Annotated in this window: 15 protein-coding genes; 8 read left to right on the top strand and 7 right to left on the bottom strand. The window is 37.6% G+C overall.

What is annotated here, in order from left to right; genetic code table 11:
• Positions 1–19: 19 nt before the first annotated feature.
• Together JYB62_RS14410 and JYB62_RS14405 are read right to left on the bottom strand one after the other, a co-directional pair.
• Positions 20–1243 carry a redoxin domain-containing protein gene (locus JYB62_RS14410; protein WP_205646119.1) on the bottom strand — a complete coding sequence of 408 codons (1224 nt, stop codon included), beginning with the start codon at positions 1241–1243 and terminating at the stop codon, positions 20–22.
• Positions 1244–1279: 36 nt separating this feature from the next.
• Entirely contained in the window at positions 1280–2587 is a 1308-nt protein-coding gene (locus JYB62_RS14405; protein WP_205646118.1) for a Gfo/Idh/MocA family protein, read from the bottom strand.
• A gap of 180 nt (positions 2588–2767) precedes the next feature.
• Between JYB62_RS14405 and JYB62_RS14400 the strand changes: the two genes are divergently transcribed.
• Positions 2768–3700, top strand: a complete 933-nt coding sequence (locus tag JYB62_RS14400; RefSeq protein ID WP_205646117.1) for a hydrogen peroxide-inducible genes activator — start codon at positions 2768–2770, stop codon at positions 3698–3700.
• Here the strand turns inward: JYB62_RS14400 and JYB62_RS14395 are convergent, their stop codons facing one another.
• From JYB62_RS14395 to JYB62_RS14380, 4 genes are all read right to left on the bottom strand, one after another.
• A complete protein-coding gene (locus tag JYB62_RS14395; RefSeq protein ID WP_205646116.1) occupies positions 3701–4174 on the bottom strand; it encodes a copper resistance protein NlpE in 474 nt (157 codons plus the stop codon).
• Between the two features lie 113 nt (positions 4175–4287).
• Positions 4288–4896 carry an energy transducer TonB gene (locus JYB62_RS14390; protein ID WP_205646115.1) on the bottom strand — a complete coding sequence of 203 codons (609 nt, stop codon included), beginning with the start codon at positions 4894–4896 and terminating at the stop codon, positions 4288–4290.
• A 65-nt stretch (positions 4897–4961) separates the two neighbouring features.
• Positions 4962–5333 carry a VOC family protein gene (locus JYB62_RS14385; RefSeq protein ID WP_205646114.1) on the bottom strand — a complete coding sequence of 124 codons (372 nt, stop codon included), beginning with the start codon at positions 5331–5333 and terminating at the stop codon, positions 4962–4964.
• Positions 5330–5782: a DUF1569 domain-containing protein gene (locus JYB62_RS14380; protein ID WP_205646113.1), complete on the bottom strand. Its 453-nt coding sequence runs from the start codon at positions 5780–5782 to the stop codon at positions 5330–5332. The genes JYB62_RS14385 and JYB62_RS14380 overlap by 4 nt, the downstream gene beginning before the upstream one ends.
• A gap of 142 nt (positions 5783–5924) precedes the next feature.
• On the opposite strand from JYB62_RS14380, the gene JYB62_RS14375 reads away from it, so the two are divergent.
• The 4 genes from JYB62_RS14375 to JYB62_RS14360 all read left to right on the top strand — a co-directional run bounded on the left by JYB62_RS14375 (position 5925) and on the right by JYB62_RS14360 (position 7859).
• Complete coding sequence (locus tag JYB62_RS14375) at positions 5925–6500, top strand: hypothetical protein (RefSeq protein WP_205646112.1); 576 nt, start codon at positions 5925–5927, stop codon at positions 6498–6500.
• Positions 6493–6774, top strand: a complete 282-nt coding sequence (locus tag JYB62_RS14370; RefSeq protein ID WP_317194676.1) for a winged helix-turn-helix domain-containing protein — start codon at positions 6493–6495, stop codon at positions 6772–6774. The genes JYB62_RS14375 and JYB62_RS14370 overlap by 8 nt, the downstream gene beginning before the upstream one ends.
• Positions 6775–6816: 42 nt before the next feature.
• Positions 6817–7341 (top strand): hypothetical protein, encoded by a 525-nt coding sequence (locus tag JYB62_RS14365; RefSeq protein WP_205646110.1) that lies wholly within the window; start codon positions 6817–6819, stop codon positions 7339–7341.
• A gap of 101 nt (positions 7342–7442) precedes the next feature.
• Positions 7443–7859, top strand: coding sequence for a hypothetical protein (locus JYB62_RS14360; protein WP_205646109.1), 417 nt, complete (start codon positions 7443–7445; stop codon positions 7857–7859).
• Positions 7860–7930: 71 nt separating this feature from the next.
• Here JYB62_RS14360 and JYB62_RS14355 read toward each other — a convergent pair whose 3' ends face one another.
• Complete coding sequence (locus tag JYB62_RS14355) at positions 7931–8515, bottom strand: TetR family transcriptional regulator (protein ID WP_205646108.1); 585 nt, start codon at positions 8513–8515, stop codon at positions 7931–7933.
• A 184-nt stretch (positions 8516–8699) separates the two neighbouring features.
• Here JYB62_RS14355 and JYB62_RS14350 point away from each other — a divergent pair, with 184 nt between their 5' ends.
• The 3 genes from JYB62_RS14350 (at position 8700) to JYB62_RS14340 (ending at position 15019) form a co-directional block, all read left to right on the top strand.
• A complete protein-coding gene (locus JYB62_RS14350) occupies positions 8700–9596 on the top strand; it encodes a metallophosphoesterase family protein (protein WP_205646107.1) in 897 nt (298 codons plus the stop codon).
• Positions 9597–9970: 374 nt separating this feature from the next.
• Entirely contained in the window at positions 9971–13210 is a 3240-nt protein-coding gene (locus JYB62_RS14345; protein ID WP_205646106.1) for a SusC/RagA family TonB-linked outer membrane protein, read from the top strand.
• A gap of 18 nt (positions 13211–13228) precedes the next feature.
• Positions 13229–15019, top strand: coding sequence for a RagB/SusD family nutrient uptake outer membrane protein (locus tag JYB62_RS14340; RefSeq protein ID WP_205646105.1), 1791 nt, complete (start codon positions 13229–13231; stop codon positions 15017–15019).
• Positions 15020–15039: the final 20 nt, after the last annotated feature.

The following is a 15039-nucleotide window of genomic DNA, read 5'->3' as shown; positions in this document are numbered from 1 at the left end:
AAACTAAATCCAAAGATTTTCAATAATATCTCCCGATTAATGAGTGATCTACAATTTGTCTTTTGAGGGCGAGTATATCAATGGTTCCGGGTACGAAATAGGCTATTTCCCCTCCTGGCTCCACCAACAAGGTGATCGGTAAACTTCCGTCCCAGTTTTCTCCCACCACCTCGATTACTTCATATTTATCATCCGTGTTCATGATGTAATTGGGTAAGGCAGAGGCTTTTCCTTTCAAAAACTTCAGCGCTTTGGCCTCTTGCTCAGGATTATCCATGCTTATGGAAACGAATTGAAAATCACGTTCCCCATACATTCTTTGAAGTGTAACAAACTCTGGGTACTCAATGATACAAGGGCCACACCAAGTAGCCCAGAAGTTCACAAGTAGCAATTCATCTGTATCATTAATTAGAAGTTCCGCTAATTCAGACGGAGATAATTTTTCCAAATTCACTTCTTTTTCTTTCCAGGCTTTATTGGTTTTAATGGTGTATTCATTTTTCCAGGCCCATTTCATAGAACAGCCAAAAGATGGAGTTTGAGCTTGATCAGAGGGAAGACTTTTTCCCTGCAAAGTCAAATCAATGGCATTTCTTAAATCCTCTGCATTCGCAGTGCCTGGTTTTTCGGAAGCATCGATTCTTCCGGAATAGGTCAATTTTCTATTCTTATCGAATACAAATACATGTGGTGTGGCAGTGGGACCATATGCCAAGGAAAATTTGTGTTGGTCTCCGTCATATAAATAATGGAAATTATAGCCTTTGTCCTTCGCCCTGATTTTCATTTCCTCATAGGTATCACTGAGGTCAGTATATCCCAACTCCTCTGGAAGAATAGCGATGGGGCTATTAGTAGAAATAGCTATAAAGGCAACGTTTTTGCCTTTGTAGTCTTCCACTGCTTGAATAAATCGATCTTCATAAGCTTGTGCAGTTGGGCAGTGATTACAGGTAAAGTTCACTACCAATACATCGGCTTCACTATAGTCTGAGAGTTGATGGAAATCACCATCGACCCCAGGTAAGTTAAAATCTGGAGCCTTGTCTCCTATTGCCAGTTTTCCAATTGGTTTTTCTTCCACCATTTGAGGATTTGCTACAAAGCTTGACTCTTCTAGATCTAAACCTGACTGTTCACCTCCTTTTTCATCAACTGATTTGCTGTTACATTTTGTAAGTAGAAAAGTCAAAAGCAGTAATAATTCAACAACTAGAATAATTTTCAACTTTGATTTCATAACACAGAAGATTGAGGAGGGTTGAGAAAGTTTGAATTAGCCTAAGGAATACCCATGCTGGTACACATAATGCAAATGCGTGTTGGCTTCAAAATCATCGATAAACACTTGTTTCGTTGGATCCCATTTCAATGGTCTTCCCAGTTTATGAGCGATATTTCCCAAAGTGCAGGAAGTACAAGTGCTATGGCCTATTTCCACAGGAACAATTGGATCTTTTCTCATTTTGACAGAATCGATAAAATCGACGTGATGAGCATTGAATCTGGTTTCTTCATTACTGAATTTTCTTTCACATGCCGGAACATTGGTATCGTATTGGCCACGTGAAACTTTTATCCAGCCCTTTTCACCAAAGAACTTGACTCCTTGTCGCCCCTCATCAAATGGAGTGATATGTATCTTTACACCATTTGGATAAAAATAGGTGAGTGGACTGGAATCTGTTGCAGGTATAATCTCCACTGGTCCGTTTCTATCCATTCCTATTCCCCATTGTGCTATGTCAATCATATGTGCACCCCAATCGGTCATCAATCCACCACCGGTTTCTTCATACCATCTCCAAGCTCCCCACACTTTTTCATTTTGTTCAGGATTTAAACTGATAGGAGGGTTTAGTTCTTCGTTATAATGAATATCTGGAAGAGGACCAGTCCAAGTTTTCCAATCTAATCCTGCCGGAATTTCCTGCTTTGGTAAATCGTATGGCTTGGGATGAGGAGGAGTTCCCACATTGACCAGCACTTCAGTAATTTTACCTAGGTTTCCTTTTTGCACCATTCGTACAGCATGTTGGAAATTTGCAGCGGAGCGTTGCATACTACCAACAGCTAACACAATATTGTTCCCTCTTACTGCTTTGATTAATTCCTGCCCTTCATGAATGGTAAATGTCAGCGGCTTTTCCAGGTAAATATCTTTTCCTGCATGGCAAGCATCAATTGCCATCATAGCATGCCAATGGTCTGGTGAGGCGATGACTACTGCATCTACCTCAGGGTTTGCCAACAATTCCTTATAATCTGCATATAGACGAACTTCTTTGGCTTCTCGCTGATGTTCCTCATAATTCCTTGCCACGCGTTCTTTAAAACGCTGTAGCTTTATTTCGTATACATCTGCGCCTGCTATCACATCCACAGAAGGATTGTTCATCATATTATTAAGCAGTCCCATTGCCTGCCTACCTACACCAATAAAGCCCAGTTTGATGGTCTCGGAATCTTTTTTAAAGGCGGGATTAGATTTGGCAAAAGAGAGTGCAGGGATGCTACTAAGACCGATAGAGCTAAGAAGGGAAGTCCCAATAAACTTCCTTCTTGAAAAAGAAGATTTACTCATTTGTATTTATTTTGGGTTTGTTGATTGTCTATTCACGATTAGAGGAAATAAATTACTGTTTTTCTGAAGTTTAGTGAAATTTTCAAACCTTATTTTGACCAAAGGTATCCAGGTTCCTTGTTTGGGTTCGCTAGAGGGTTCTCGAAAAATCTTTACTTTTATTAACCTAAACCTACTTTCATGACTATTCAACAACTAGAATATTTAATTGCCGTGGATAAACATCGGCATTTTGGGCATGCAGCTGAAAGTTGCTTTGTTACCCAACCCACATTAAGCGCACAGTTGAGTAAGCTGGAAAGAGAATTAGGGGTGATTTTGTTTGATAGAAGCAAAATGCCTGTAATTCCCACCGAGATTGGAGTTCAGATTATTGGCCAAGCCAAAAGAGTAGTATCTGAAAGCAAAGGAATTTTTGAGTTGGTGGCCCAATTGAAGGGAGATATTTCTGGCGTGATTAAGCTGGGGATTATTCCTACGCTCGCTCCTTATTTACTTCATCTTTTTATTAGAAAGTTTCTTGAAAAATATCCAAAGGTGAAAATGGAAGTTCAGGAAATGATGACCGAAGAAATTGTCAGAAAACTCAAAAATGATGAGTTGGATTTAGGGATTGTAGTCACTCCACTTCATGAAATTGGGGTGGTCGAAAAGCCTATGTTTTATGAAAAATTCTATGCCTATTTGTCCAAAGGCCATCCCTTATTGAAAGAAAAAGAATTCAGGCCAGAAATGATCAATCAAGAGGACTTGTGGATTTTACAACAAGGTCACTGTTTCAGGGACCAGGTGATCAATCTATGTGATCAAAGATTGAGTGGGCCCAGTAACTTCCATTATGAAAGTGGATCTTTGGAAGGCCTAAAAAACATGGTCAATAAATACCAAGGAGTCACCTTGCTTCCAGAGTTAGCTACGTTTGACTTATCCGATGAGGAAAAATCAAGAATTCGTCCATTTTTTGGAGTACCTCCTATTCGGGAAGTAAGTATAATTTTGAACCGCAGTTACCTGAAACAAAAATTAGTAGAGCTCCTATATAACGAGATAACTGAATCTATTCCTGCAAAAATGACTTCCAAATCCCACGGTAAAATCGTTCGGTTTAAGTAATCAAGGTTTTTTGTAAAGGATGTAATGGTCGGCCAAGTCTCCGGTAATCATGTTACCTGATTTGTCTAATTGCCAAATTTGATTTTCACCGATTTTATATTGGTTCGGAGCATACTTTACGCCTTCTAAGAATATTTTCGAACCCGTATCATCCCATTTGAAGGTTCCGTTGAAGGTTTCTTCCAAAGCATCATTTCTCCCTAAATAATTGGTGACTATGTAATAGGTTAGATCCTGATTGAGTGTCAGGGTGGTTTCTATCCCTTCGCAGTCAGCGCAGGGTATGATCCCTGAATAAGTCCCATTCCAATCCAAGGAGGTTCTGGAGTTGTCTCCAATTGGTAACCCTTCGCTTAATTGCTCCTGTAAATTATCAGTTGTTTCTGCTTCCTTTTTATTTGTTACTTTCTCATTGGAGCAAGAACTTAGAAGAAAAAGAAATAAGACAGTAAAAATTGAATAAAGGCACTTCATTTTAATAAAATTTGATACAAAGGTAGCTTTGAAGAAATTAAACCAAAACCGAATGTATAATAAAAAAGGAGAACTGATTACAGTTCTCCTTAGGCTTAACAATTGCTAATCTTTTAAAGTGATTTTGGATGATTGGATGCTCCATATCCCACAATCACTACATGGGTTATCTCTTGATTTTTTAGAAATGTACTTTGATTGAAGTCTAATTTTGAAAGCCAGTTTTCTCCAATCATTTGGTAATACTCGCCTCTTTCATGATATAGTTTGGAAGAATAGGGGTTTTCCTCAATTGCTTTATTTAATACAGCAAGATGATCTACTTTTTCAGGAGTTTTATACTTCGTCAATGGATTTTTAATAAACTCACCTCCTTGGCTTAAGCGGAACTCAAAAGTCATCAAGTATTCTTCACCGGTCTTTTTTCCATCTAAAAAACTAGGATCCCAATTTTCTTTTAACAACGCAAAGGTTCTTAATATCTCTTCAGATAATTTTTCATGAGAAGAATAAACCGTAGGCTTTCCCATGGGATAACCAGAATCATCCATGGATATGGATAAAGTGACAAATCCAGACTTATTCTCTGCTCTGACCTCTGCTGGATATTTTACATTTTTAGACAACATTTGATTCATGGCTGCTGGCCCACTGGAGTTTTGAGCCATTGCTCCAACCCCTACAAAAAATAAGATCAAAAATAGTGAGGTTAATTTTTTCATAAAAAATCTGGTTTAGTGTTAGTTGAACTAAACTACTGATTTTAAAGCAAATAAAAAAGTAATTCTTAGTTGTTTTTAAACACTCCAAAGTGCCATAGAACTCCTGCTGGATCGTGAAGAAAAAACTCACTTCCCCATTCTTCATGTTTGATAGTGCTCAACTTGACTCCTTTAAACTTATCCGGAATACCAAGCACTTTCATAGCTTCCCAATAAGATTCCAGCTGATCCACTTCCAAAAAAATCATGCAGTTTTCACACCATTCTTTGGAATAATAGTCCTGTAGATAAAAGCAGATATTTTCCTTAACAGTCACTAATGAGAACCCTTTGCTTAGAGGTTTTACAGTAAAACCTAGGGTTTGGTAAAATCGAGTACTCTCTTCGAAGTTTTTGGCTCCTATAAATGTTCGAATTGATTTTGCTGGATGATTCATACGCCAAATTGGTTCAGATGATGGTCCAAATGTTTATAGAATTGATTATTCCATTCTTGAGCAGTCATTGGCCCGAAGGAAATAGATGCTTTTCCTTCAAAGTGTTCCTTTCCCAATTCTAGGGTATGGTTCAAGTAACCAATCAAACGTTCCTTTTCCTCATTGAAATTTCTAGAGTCAGCAATGATAAAAGCAGGAGCAGTCCTTACATTTTTTGGGTAGGGTTTTTCATTGACAACCCCATTTTTGACGAAAGTCTTTAGGAGAAACCGAACCAACGCATTAGGTTTTGCATGCTTATCAGTAAATGCCATTTCATAGGCCACATTACAATGTGCAAGCATTTGGTCTACACTCATTTTTCCCCAAAGTCCTTGAGTTTCAGGTGTCAATTGATTGATCCTGTCTATTAGTTTAGCAGTGACAGCTGGATCAAAGATATCTTTCATAATTGGTATGTTCCTTTATTATTAAAATTAGGCATCTTTCTTCGTTTCAAACAATTGATTCATAAATATTTGTATATAAATAGGTTTATAATGTAAACCTATTTATATTTGTTCCGTTATAGCAAGAAAACAAAAAACTATTATGGAAAAAGAGCTTAGCAGTAAAGATTCATTAGCACTGATTACTGACATGATCAGAAAAGCGAAAAGGGAAGTAGCTGGAGATGGAAGTTTTCAGATTCTACTATGGGGGTGGGCGATATCCATCTGTAATTTGGGGCATTATGCTTTGATGAAAGCAGGGATAGCCAATTCCTATTTGATATGGCTATTAGTGATCCCAACGACGATTGTAAGCACGGTGCATGGTATTCGAAAGGGAAAAAAGGCAAGAGTCAGAACTCATTTAGACATCGTGATCAGCCAATTGTGGATTGCCGTGTTTGTTGGAATTATCATCGTGTTGGGATTTATGAATATTTTGGAATTCAATCAGAATCCGGTGATTTTAATTTTGGCAGCTTTGGGAATGTTTGTTACGGGGACTCTTATTCGGGTCAACGTAGTTAAACTGGGTGGAGTAATCCTTGGTATAGGAGCCATCGTTGCTTTTACATTACCGGTCATGGATCAGTACCTAGTAGCAGGGATTGCCATCATTTTAGGATATCTTGTGCCCGGATATTATTTGAAAAAAAACTACCGTGAACGTGTTTAAGCCACTTGATCCTCTTCTTCACTCTCAATTAAGACTGGCAGTCATGTCATTGTTGATAGGACTGGAGGAAGCAGAGTTTACTTTCTTAAAGGAAAAAACGGAAGCGACCGCGGGTAATCTGAGTGTTCAGTTGGATAAACTCGAAAAGGCAGGTTATATCAAAATCCATAAATCGTTTAAAGGTAAAAGACCTTTGACCACCTGTAAAATTACTTCCAAAGGGATAAAGGCTTTTGAAGACTATGTAGAAAATTTAAAGAATTACATCCATTAAAATTTTTTGTCATTTTAGTTTATAAAATAAACCAGTTTACAAATGAAAAACTTATTTAAAATTATGTTAGGAATCTGGGTTCTTACAGGAGTTCAGTACCAGGCGTTTTCTCAAAACGTAGAAACCGATCCTGTTTCAAAAGAGGCGATAAGTTCTCTTCAACACTTAATCGGATCATGGTCAGGAAGTGGATGGATGATGGGAGCTGACCGGGAAAGATATGAGTTTACCCAAACAGAACACATCCAGTTTAAATTGGACTCTACAGCAATTTTGATTGAAGGACAGGGAAAGACTCATGATCAAATCATTCATAATGCAATGGCCATAGTAACCTTTGGAGGAGAAAAAGATCAATACTCCTTTCAATCCTATCTACAAAACGGCCGAAAAGGAGAATTCAAAGCAGAGACTATTAATGGTAATTTCTATTGGTATCCAAGGGAAGATATTCGATACATCATCCGGATTGATGAACAAGAAACTTGGTTTGAAATTGGAGAAATTAAGAAAGGAGAGAATTGGTATCAATTTTTCGAGATGACTCTTTCTAAAAATGCGCAATAACATTCCGTAGTTTTAAACAGGAAATCAGAGCAGGACACAGTTCCTGCTTTTTTCGATTCCAGTTGATTTGTAATTTGTAATAAGCTTTTAACTACTACCACATGAATAGAATTTTTCACTTTACAATTGTTCTTTTGATTCTAAGCTCTTTTTCAGAATTAAAAGCACAGGAAGAGATAGAGAAGGAAACGAAGGAAGGAAAACATGTGATTGCCTTATTATTGGGTCATTCCAGAATTGGTCAGGGCAGATCCAGTGAAGGGAAAAAGCAATTTACCATGGTCCCTTCTTTTGCAGTGGATTACAGCTATTGGTTTTCAAATAAGTTTGCTTTGGGGGTTCAAACGGATTTTGTCAACGAGAATTATTTTATCGAAACAGGAGATGAGGGAGGTGTGGTAGAGCGTGAAAGACCTATTGCTCCTACCATTACAGGGTCCTATAAGTTTGGAATATGGAGTAGAAATTTCAAATGGCTGGGAGATGGTTGCTGTTTTATCCCAGGATGTAAGGTCTAATATTTATGATGTGACGTCATTTGCTTTAGGAGTTGCAAAACGATTTTAAAAAATTGAGTACTGGTAAGAATTTAGCCTCTTAGTAAATCGTAAACCTGATTTTTAAAAATCTCGACTTTTTGCTCGTAAAGCTCCTCATCATCAATCATGGATAAATAATAGTAAGCACCTTCTACTACTACAAAGATTTGCTCAGAAAGTAATGCAGTATCTTTTTTATTCAATTTTTCATCTTGATCAAGAATCTCCTTCAAATTTTCTCTGAGTTTGAGATGAAGGTTTCGGTATTCCCGCTTAATAGTATCATTCCTGAAAATCAAGCTAAAGCAACTATAAAATACTCCATCATCAATCAATAGGTTCCAGTCTCTCGAAAACATTCGCTCTACAAATGTATGAGGGTCGGTATAGTTTTGAACCCTCAATTCCTTGATAATAGGTGTATAAATTTGCAATAATCTCTTTAGAATAAATGAGATGAGATTAGAAATTAAAATGTCCCTGGTGGGGAAATAATGCATGATCAGACTAGGGGGCATCCCCAGGTGTTTTCCGATTTTGGCAATGGATGTGTTTTCAATTCCATTTTCTTTGGAAAGCTGATAAAACCCTTCAATTATTTCTCTTTTCCTATCAGCAGAAACCTTTGTGGCCATGTTAATTAATTATTAAAATAAAGTTAATGCACTCTTTAATTAGAGTAAATTCTTTTGTTTTGACTTTTACAATATATAATATTGAATGGTCATTCAACAGAAATCGGGTGACTAAAAATAAAAATAATTCAAAAAATGCTGATTTTCATGGCTTTTAGTCAGGAAAAATTGATTTAAAGAGAATATGAATAGAAGGAAGTTTTTAACAAATGCTGGATTTATTTCTGCAGGAATAGGATTGCCTACCGTTTCATCTGCTAAAGACATTAATTCTGCTAAAAAACCGGTGTTAACAGTTGCCCATATTACTGACGTTCATATTCGGCCCGAAGAAGATGTTCCTTCTAGAGCCATAGACTGGTTGAAAATCGTTAAAAAACATAAACCCGATTTTTATCTAAATGGAGGGGATAGCATCCATGATGCTTCGTATGAAGGAGTGACAAAGGATCGAGTCATTGCACAATGGGAAGTTTGGGATCAATTCAGGGAAGAAATCAAAGAAAGTGAAGTGTATAGCTGTATTGGTAACCACGATCCTTGGTGGGATGTTGCTGATAAAAATCAAGAGCCGATGTATGGGAAGCCTTATGTAGTGGAACGTTTGGGGATGCCATCACCTTATTACAGCTTTGATAAAAATGGCTGGCATTTTGTCATTTTGGATGGAAATCATGAGGGAATTAGCCTTGGGGAAGAGCAGATGAACTGGTTAGAAAATGACCTAATTCAACTTGCCGAAAATACTCCAACCTTAGTCATGTCTCATTTTCCAATTACATCCATTACCAATGCGCTGGTAGGTGGTCAGCATCAGGACCATAAAGAATTGAAAAAATTATTCTACCAACATAAAGATAAGGTTCGGGTGTGTTTGAGTGGTCATCAACATTTGTTGGACAGAACTTGGTACAATGATGTACATTATTTCTGTAATGGATCCCTTAGTGGATTTTGGTGGGGAGATGGAGATCAGGAATCTGCTGGTAAACAGTATTACTTGGAGACTCCTCCTGGATATGCAATTTTAAAATTATATGAAGATGGTCAGGTGGAAAATGAATATTTCCCTCTGCGATAAAAAACCATATTTTTCTGAATTGACAATTATCTAATAAGCCATCATTTAAGGGTGGCTTATGTTTTTTTATATAATTCCATTCAATGATTCATAAACTGCAAATAAGCAGCTTGCTATAATCAATGGGTCAATTTTTTGTGGAAAAACTTCAATTTTTAGCATTTTATTATTGATTCATTTCTTCAGGATTAATTACTAACACTAAGTATTAAATTATTATTAACTATTTAAAATGGAAATTTAATTCCTTTGAATTTTAAATTACAATATTTAATATTGAATGAATGTTCAATAAATTCTTGGTTAAATTGGCAATTTTTTAACCGTTTTTGGAATAGAAAATTTGAAAAAGAAACAATTCAACTCAATACTATATGGAACAAGTTTTACAAAGAATCCCAGACCGAAACTCCTTGATAAGGAGGACAGGCCTTATGATTTTTTTGGTTGTGACTTTTGCGATTAGTTCGTTCGCACAATCTCAAATCAAAGGAACGATCACTGATAAATCAGGATTAGGAATGCCTGGAGTATCCGTATTGGAAAAAGGTACTCAAAATGGTACGATCACTGATTTGGATGGATCTTATACGATTGAGGTTTCCAATGAAAATGCTGTATTGGTATTTTCTTTCATTGGATATAAGACCATGGAGCAGCCTGTGAGAGGAAACAGTATCATTGATCTTACTTTCGAAGAAGAAGATACGTTGCTGGAGCAGGTAGTTGTAGTGGGATACGGAACTCAGAAAAAGGTAAATGTAACGGGTGCCGTGGATCAATTGGCTGGAGAAGAAATTGCCGATAGACCTATCGCGAATGTTATGCAAGGACTTCAAGGGATGAGTCCTGGTTTGAACATTACCTATCAAGGAGGTAGACCTGGATCCGTTCCTAATATCAATATTAGAGGTTTTACTTCTATCAATGGAGGAGACCCTTTGATTATAATTGATGGAATTGCAGGAAACAACAGCGATTTATTGAGGTTGAATCCTTCTGATATTGAATCTTACTCCGTACTTAGAGATGCTGCTTCAGCTGCAATTTATGGTGCCAGAGCCGCATTTGGAGTGATTTTGATTACCACCAAAAAAGGAACATCCGGTAATCAGCGAATAACCTACAATAACTATTTTGCATGGGGTCGACCTTCTGTACTTCCAGAACCTGTAACAGATCCGTATATCCATTCCAGAGTGTTGGAAACATCTACCAATAATACACCTTGGGATTATGTCAATTATTCTGATGCGCATTACCAATGGGCAAAAGAAAGATCAGAAGATCCTTCTATCGAGGATACTAGATTAGATCCCAATAACCCAAATCGTTGGGCTTACATGGGTAATTATGACTGGTATGATTACTTCTTCAATAAATCCAGCTTTTCTACCAACCATAGTTTAGCGATTAGTGGAAATAGTGGTGGAAAAATGCCAATGGGCTATTACGTCTCAGGTGATTATACCAATGAAAACGGACTAAATAAATTAGCTGATGACTATTGGAAAAGGTATTCCCTTAGAGCTCGAGTAACTGCTAAGCCGTTGAAATGGCTAGATGTGGACAATAATCTGAACATCTACCAGACTAAAAGAGAAGATCCGACCAACAATATTACAAGTGTTTACAACTTAAGACCAATTGATGTGGCGGTCAACCCTGATGGTTCCTGGGCAAACACAGCGACAGGAAGATTAGCTGCCAGGTTAGTAGATGGAGGAGAGAATCAAGAAAACATGTTTGGTTTCCAAAATATTTTGGGAGCTACCGCTACCATGTTAAACGGGGATTTGATTTTCAAAGGAACGGCCAGTTTCAAAAGAGAGCAATGGAAATACCATTGGAATAGAAAGAAATATAATATTGGCTTTGGTCCTGAAGACATCCGAACAGAAGGTGGAGATGGATCTGTAATCGAAAGAAACGGATCTTTGAATACCACCATCTTGGATTTTTATGGTAGATATTCCAAAACTCTTGGTAAGCATAACTTCGGAATCTTAGCAGGTTACAACCAAGAAAATTATGACTACTCCACGATTCAAGCAGAAAGAAGAGTGTTGATTTCCTCTTCCCTTCCATACATAGGTTTGACTACTGGAGAATCATTCATTACGCCATCCTATAGTGCCTATTCTGTAAGAAGTTTGTTTGGTAGAATTAACTACACCTTCAATGATAAATACATCCTTGAGGTGAATGGACGATATGATGGGTCATCCAGATTCCCAAGCGACAACCGTTGGGGCTTCTTCCCATCCGTTTCTGCTTCCTGGTTGATGATGGATGAAGGTTTCTTCCAACCTTTGACCAATGTAGTATCTACGTTCAAAGTGAGAGCCTCTTATGGTAGTTTAGGAAATCAGAATGTAGCGAACTTTGGATATATCCAAGCTTTGCCAACCAACTTGTCTAGTTACCTAATAGACGGTAGTAAGAAAACCATTATTACCTCTGCTCCATCTTTAGCGGTAGATCCTAATTTCTATACTTGGGAAGAAGTAATCTCTACAAACGTAGGTTTGGATTTCGGATTTTTAGGAGATAGAATCAGTGGTACTTTTGATTATTTCATCCGGGATACCAAAGGAATGCTTACGGACCCAGTAGAACTTCCAGGAGTATTAGGAACCGCACCTCCAAAGCAAAATGCAGCTGATTTAAGAACAAAAGGATTTGACTTTTCCATTGGATATAGAGATCAGGTAGGAAGCACATCCAACCCAGTAACTTTTGGTGTGAAAATGATCCTTTCAGATTCTAGATCTACCATTACCAAATTCCAAAATGAGCAAAACTTATTTTCCAATTGGAGAGTAGGCCAGGAAGTGGGTGAGTTGTGGGGGCTTGAAAGTGATGGGTTATTTGCCAATGAAGATGAAATTGCTCAATTGGATCAATCCAGTATCGTACCATGGGGAGCTTTGGACATTGTTCCAGGCTGGCCAAAGTATGTAGACCAAGATAATGATGGTAAAATCGAAAGAGGTCAATCCCAAGATGATCCAAAGGACTTGAGATTAATTGGTAACACTACTGCTAGATATCGATATGGAGCTAACATTAACGTAGGCTGGAGTGGATTTGATTTATCCCTTTTCTTACAAGGCGTAGCTAAAAGAGATTATTACCCAAGCCGTTACCTCTTCTGGGGACCTTACCAACAGCCTTACGGGAATGTTTATCCTTGGAACCTTGATTTCTACAGAGCAGAGGCAGATGGAACTGATTTATTGGCTCAGCATTCTCAATCTTACATTGAAGCGGGCTTAGCAGAGCAAAATTTGGATTCAAGCTATCCGGTACTTCAATCTTGGTTGGCAGATGCTAATTATGGAGCAGGGTTGGATATTCCTCAAACCAACTATTTGCTAAGTGGTGCTTATTTAAGACTTAAAAATATCACTCTTGGTTATAGCCTTCCTCAGGTGTTGACAGAAAGGCTAAACGTAACCAAAGTAAGATTTTATGTAACGGGAGAGAACTTATATGAAATCTCTGCCATCAAGAAATATGTGGATCCGGAATCGGTTAATGCGTCGAGTGGAGATGCAAATTCATATCCATTCCAGAGAAAATTTGCATTCGGAATCAACATAGATCTGTAATTAAGAATAGAAAAAATCATGAAAAAATATTTCCTTTATTTAAGTGCAGCTTTCCTTTTAGCTTCATGTAACGATGATTTTCTAGATAAATATCCTCAGACTTCAGTAGCTCCTGAAGAGTTTTTCAAAACAGAGGAAGATTTAGAATTGTATGTAAATGGGTTACTTACCATGGCTGGACCTGGAAGTTATTTAGCTGACCAAAGCAGTGACAATAGTGCCACTACCGGCGCCATTGAAATAAAAAATATCATGACAGGTTCTCCAAGTTCACAGACAATTACCAGTGGCTGGAACTGGGGAACACTTAGAAACATCAATTATTTCCTTGATAACTACAGCAAAGCCACGGGTACCGAGGAAGGGATTGCCCATTATGTAGGTTTGGCGAGGTATTATCGTGCGTTGTTCTATTTCAACATGGTAAAAAGATATTCTGATGTACCATGGTATGAAAGTACGTTGAGTCCAGGTGATGAAGATTTATATAAGCCCAGAGATTCCCGGGAAATGGTCATGACCAAGGTCATGGAAGACTTGGACTTTGCTATGGCAAATGTAAGAGAATCAGTTCCTACAGGTACTCCTGATGTTTGGGCAGTCAAAGCATTTACTGCGAGAGTAGCTTTATATGAGGGAACTTATAGAAAATACCATACTGAATTGGGATTAGAAGGAAGTGCAGCGGCATTTTTGGAAAAAGCTAAGAACGTTTCTCTAGAAATCATGAATTCAGGTTTGTTTTCCATTTTTAACTCTGGAAATCCAGAAAGTGATTATGGATCTTTATTTGGTGCACAGGATTTGGTAGGCCACCCTGAAGTAATTTTAGCTAATATTTATGATTCCAATAAAGACCGAGGAGCTAATTTCAATACCGTCATCTTTGGTGATTATGAGCAATCTCCTTCAAAGGATCTAGTATTAAGTTATTTGATGAAAGACGGATCGAGGTTTACCGATTTGGAAGGTTACAATGAAAAAGTTTTTGTAGAGGAGTTTCAGAATAGAGACCCAAGGTTAAGTCAAACTGTCGTTTATCCAGGCTGGATAAGACAGCCTGATGCTACTCCATACATTCAATCTCTAAATAAAAATTTTACTGGATATCATCAATTGAAAGGCTATGTTAACAGCATTGATAATGTGGAAGTATCCAGTGATGATTTCCCTGTGTATCGATTTGCGGAAACCTTATTGATTCATGCAGAGGCAAAAGCTGAATTGAATGAATTAAGCCAAGGAGATTTAGACATGACCATTAATGTTTTGAGACAAAGAGTAGGTATGCCAAATTTGGAAATGGCAGCAGCCAATGGAAATCCTGATCAATTCTTGACTTCTAAATATCCTTCAGTTTCAGGTGCTAACCAAGGTGTACTACTTGAAATCAGAAGAGAAAGAAGAGTAGAGTTGGCCTTGGAAGGATATCGGTATGATGATTTGATGAGATGGAATGCAGGTAAACTTCTGGAAAATATTCCAGAGGGGATGTATTTTCCAGGTCTTGGAAAATACGATATGACGGGAGATGGAATAGAAGACATTATTTTAGTGGATAAGGACAGTACTATCCCTGTTGGAGATGATAAAGAAAAAAACAGTCTGGGTGAAGCTTTGATTTACTACAAGGCTGGAACAATTGACGATAATGTAGATGTATTCTTAACAGATGGTGAGAATGGAGGTAACATGGTTACTGAAACGAAGGAAAGAAACTTCGTGGAGCCTAAATATTATTACCGACCTATCCCAATTCAACAAGTAACTTTAAATCCAAATCTAGTTCAGATCTTTGGATGGGAATAAACTAATCAAGTAAGATAAAT

It is taken from the genome of Algoriphagus lutimaris (assembly GCF_017051705.1).
GTDB classification, from domain to species: Bacteria; Bacteroidota; Bacteroidia; order Cytophagales; family Cyclobacteriaceae; genus Algoriphagus; species Algoriphagus lutimaris.
This window is presented reverse-complemented; position numbering and strand designations above follow the sequence as displayed.

Excerpts from the sequence above, each read along its gene's own strand:
- JYB62_RS14410 (WP_205646119.1), bottom strand. The coding sequence starts at position 1,243 with ATGAAATCAAAGTTGAAAATTATTCTAGTTGTTGAATTATTACTGCTT.
- JYB62_RS14405 (WP_205646118.1), bottom strand. The coding sequence starts at position 2,587 with ATGAGTAAATCTTCTTTTTCAAGAAGGAAGTTTATTGGGACTTCCCTT.
- JYB62_RS14400 (WP_205646117.1), top strand. The coding sequence starts at position 2,768 with ATGACTATTCAACAACTAGAATATTTAATTGCCGTGGATAAACATCGG.
- JYB62_RS14395 (WP_205646116.1), bottom strand. The coding sequence starts at position 4,174 with ATGAAGTGCCTTTATTCAATTTTTACTGTCTTATTTCTTTTTCTTCTA.
- JYB62_RS14390 (WP_205646115.1), bottom strand. The coding sequence starts at position 4,896 with ATGAAAAAATTAACCTCACTATTTTTGATCTTATTTTTTGTAGGGGTT.
- JYB62_RS14385 (WP_205646114.1), bottom strand. The coding sequence starts at position 5,333 with ATGAATCATCCAGCAAAATCAATTCGAACATTTATAGGAGCCAAAAAC.
- JYB62_RS14380 (WP_205646113.1), bottom strand. The coding sequence starts at position 5,782 with ATGAAAGATATCTTTGATCCAGCTGTCACTGCTAAACTAATAGACAGG.
- JYB62_RS14375 (WP_205646112.1), top strand. The coding sequence starts at position 5,925 with ATGGAAAAAGAGCTTAGCAGTAAAGATTCATTAGCACTGATTACTGAC.
- JYB62_RS14365 (WP_205646110.1), top strand. The coding sequence starts at position 6,817 with ATGAAAAACTTATTTAAAATTATGTTAGGAATCTGGGTTCTTACAGGA.
- JYB62_RS14360 (WP_205646109.1), top strand. The coding sequence starts at position 7,443 with ATGAATAGAATTTTTCACTTTACAATTGTTCTTTTGATTCTAAGCTCT.
- JYB62_RS14355 (WP_205646108.1), bottom strand. The coding sequence starts at position 8,515 with ATGGCCACAAAGGTTTCTGCTGATAGGAAAAGAGAAATAATTGAAGGG.
- JYB62_RS14350 (WP_205646107.1), top strand. The coding sequence starts at position 8,700 with ATGAATAGAAGGAAGTTTTTAACAAATGCTGGATTTATTTCTGCAGGA.
- JYB62_RS14345 (WP_205646106.1), top strand. The coding sequence starts at position 9,971 with ATGGAACAAGTTTTACAAAGAATCCCAGACCGAAACTCCTTGATAAGG.
- JYB62_RS14340 (WP_205646105.1), top strand. The coding sequence starts at position 13,229 with ATGAAAAAATATTTCCTTTATTTAAGTGCAGCTTTCCTTTTAGCTTCA.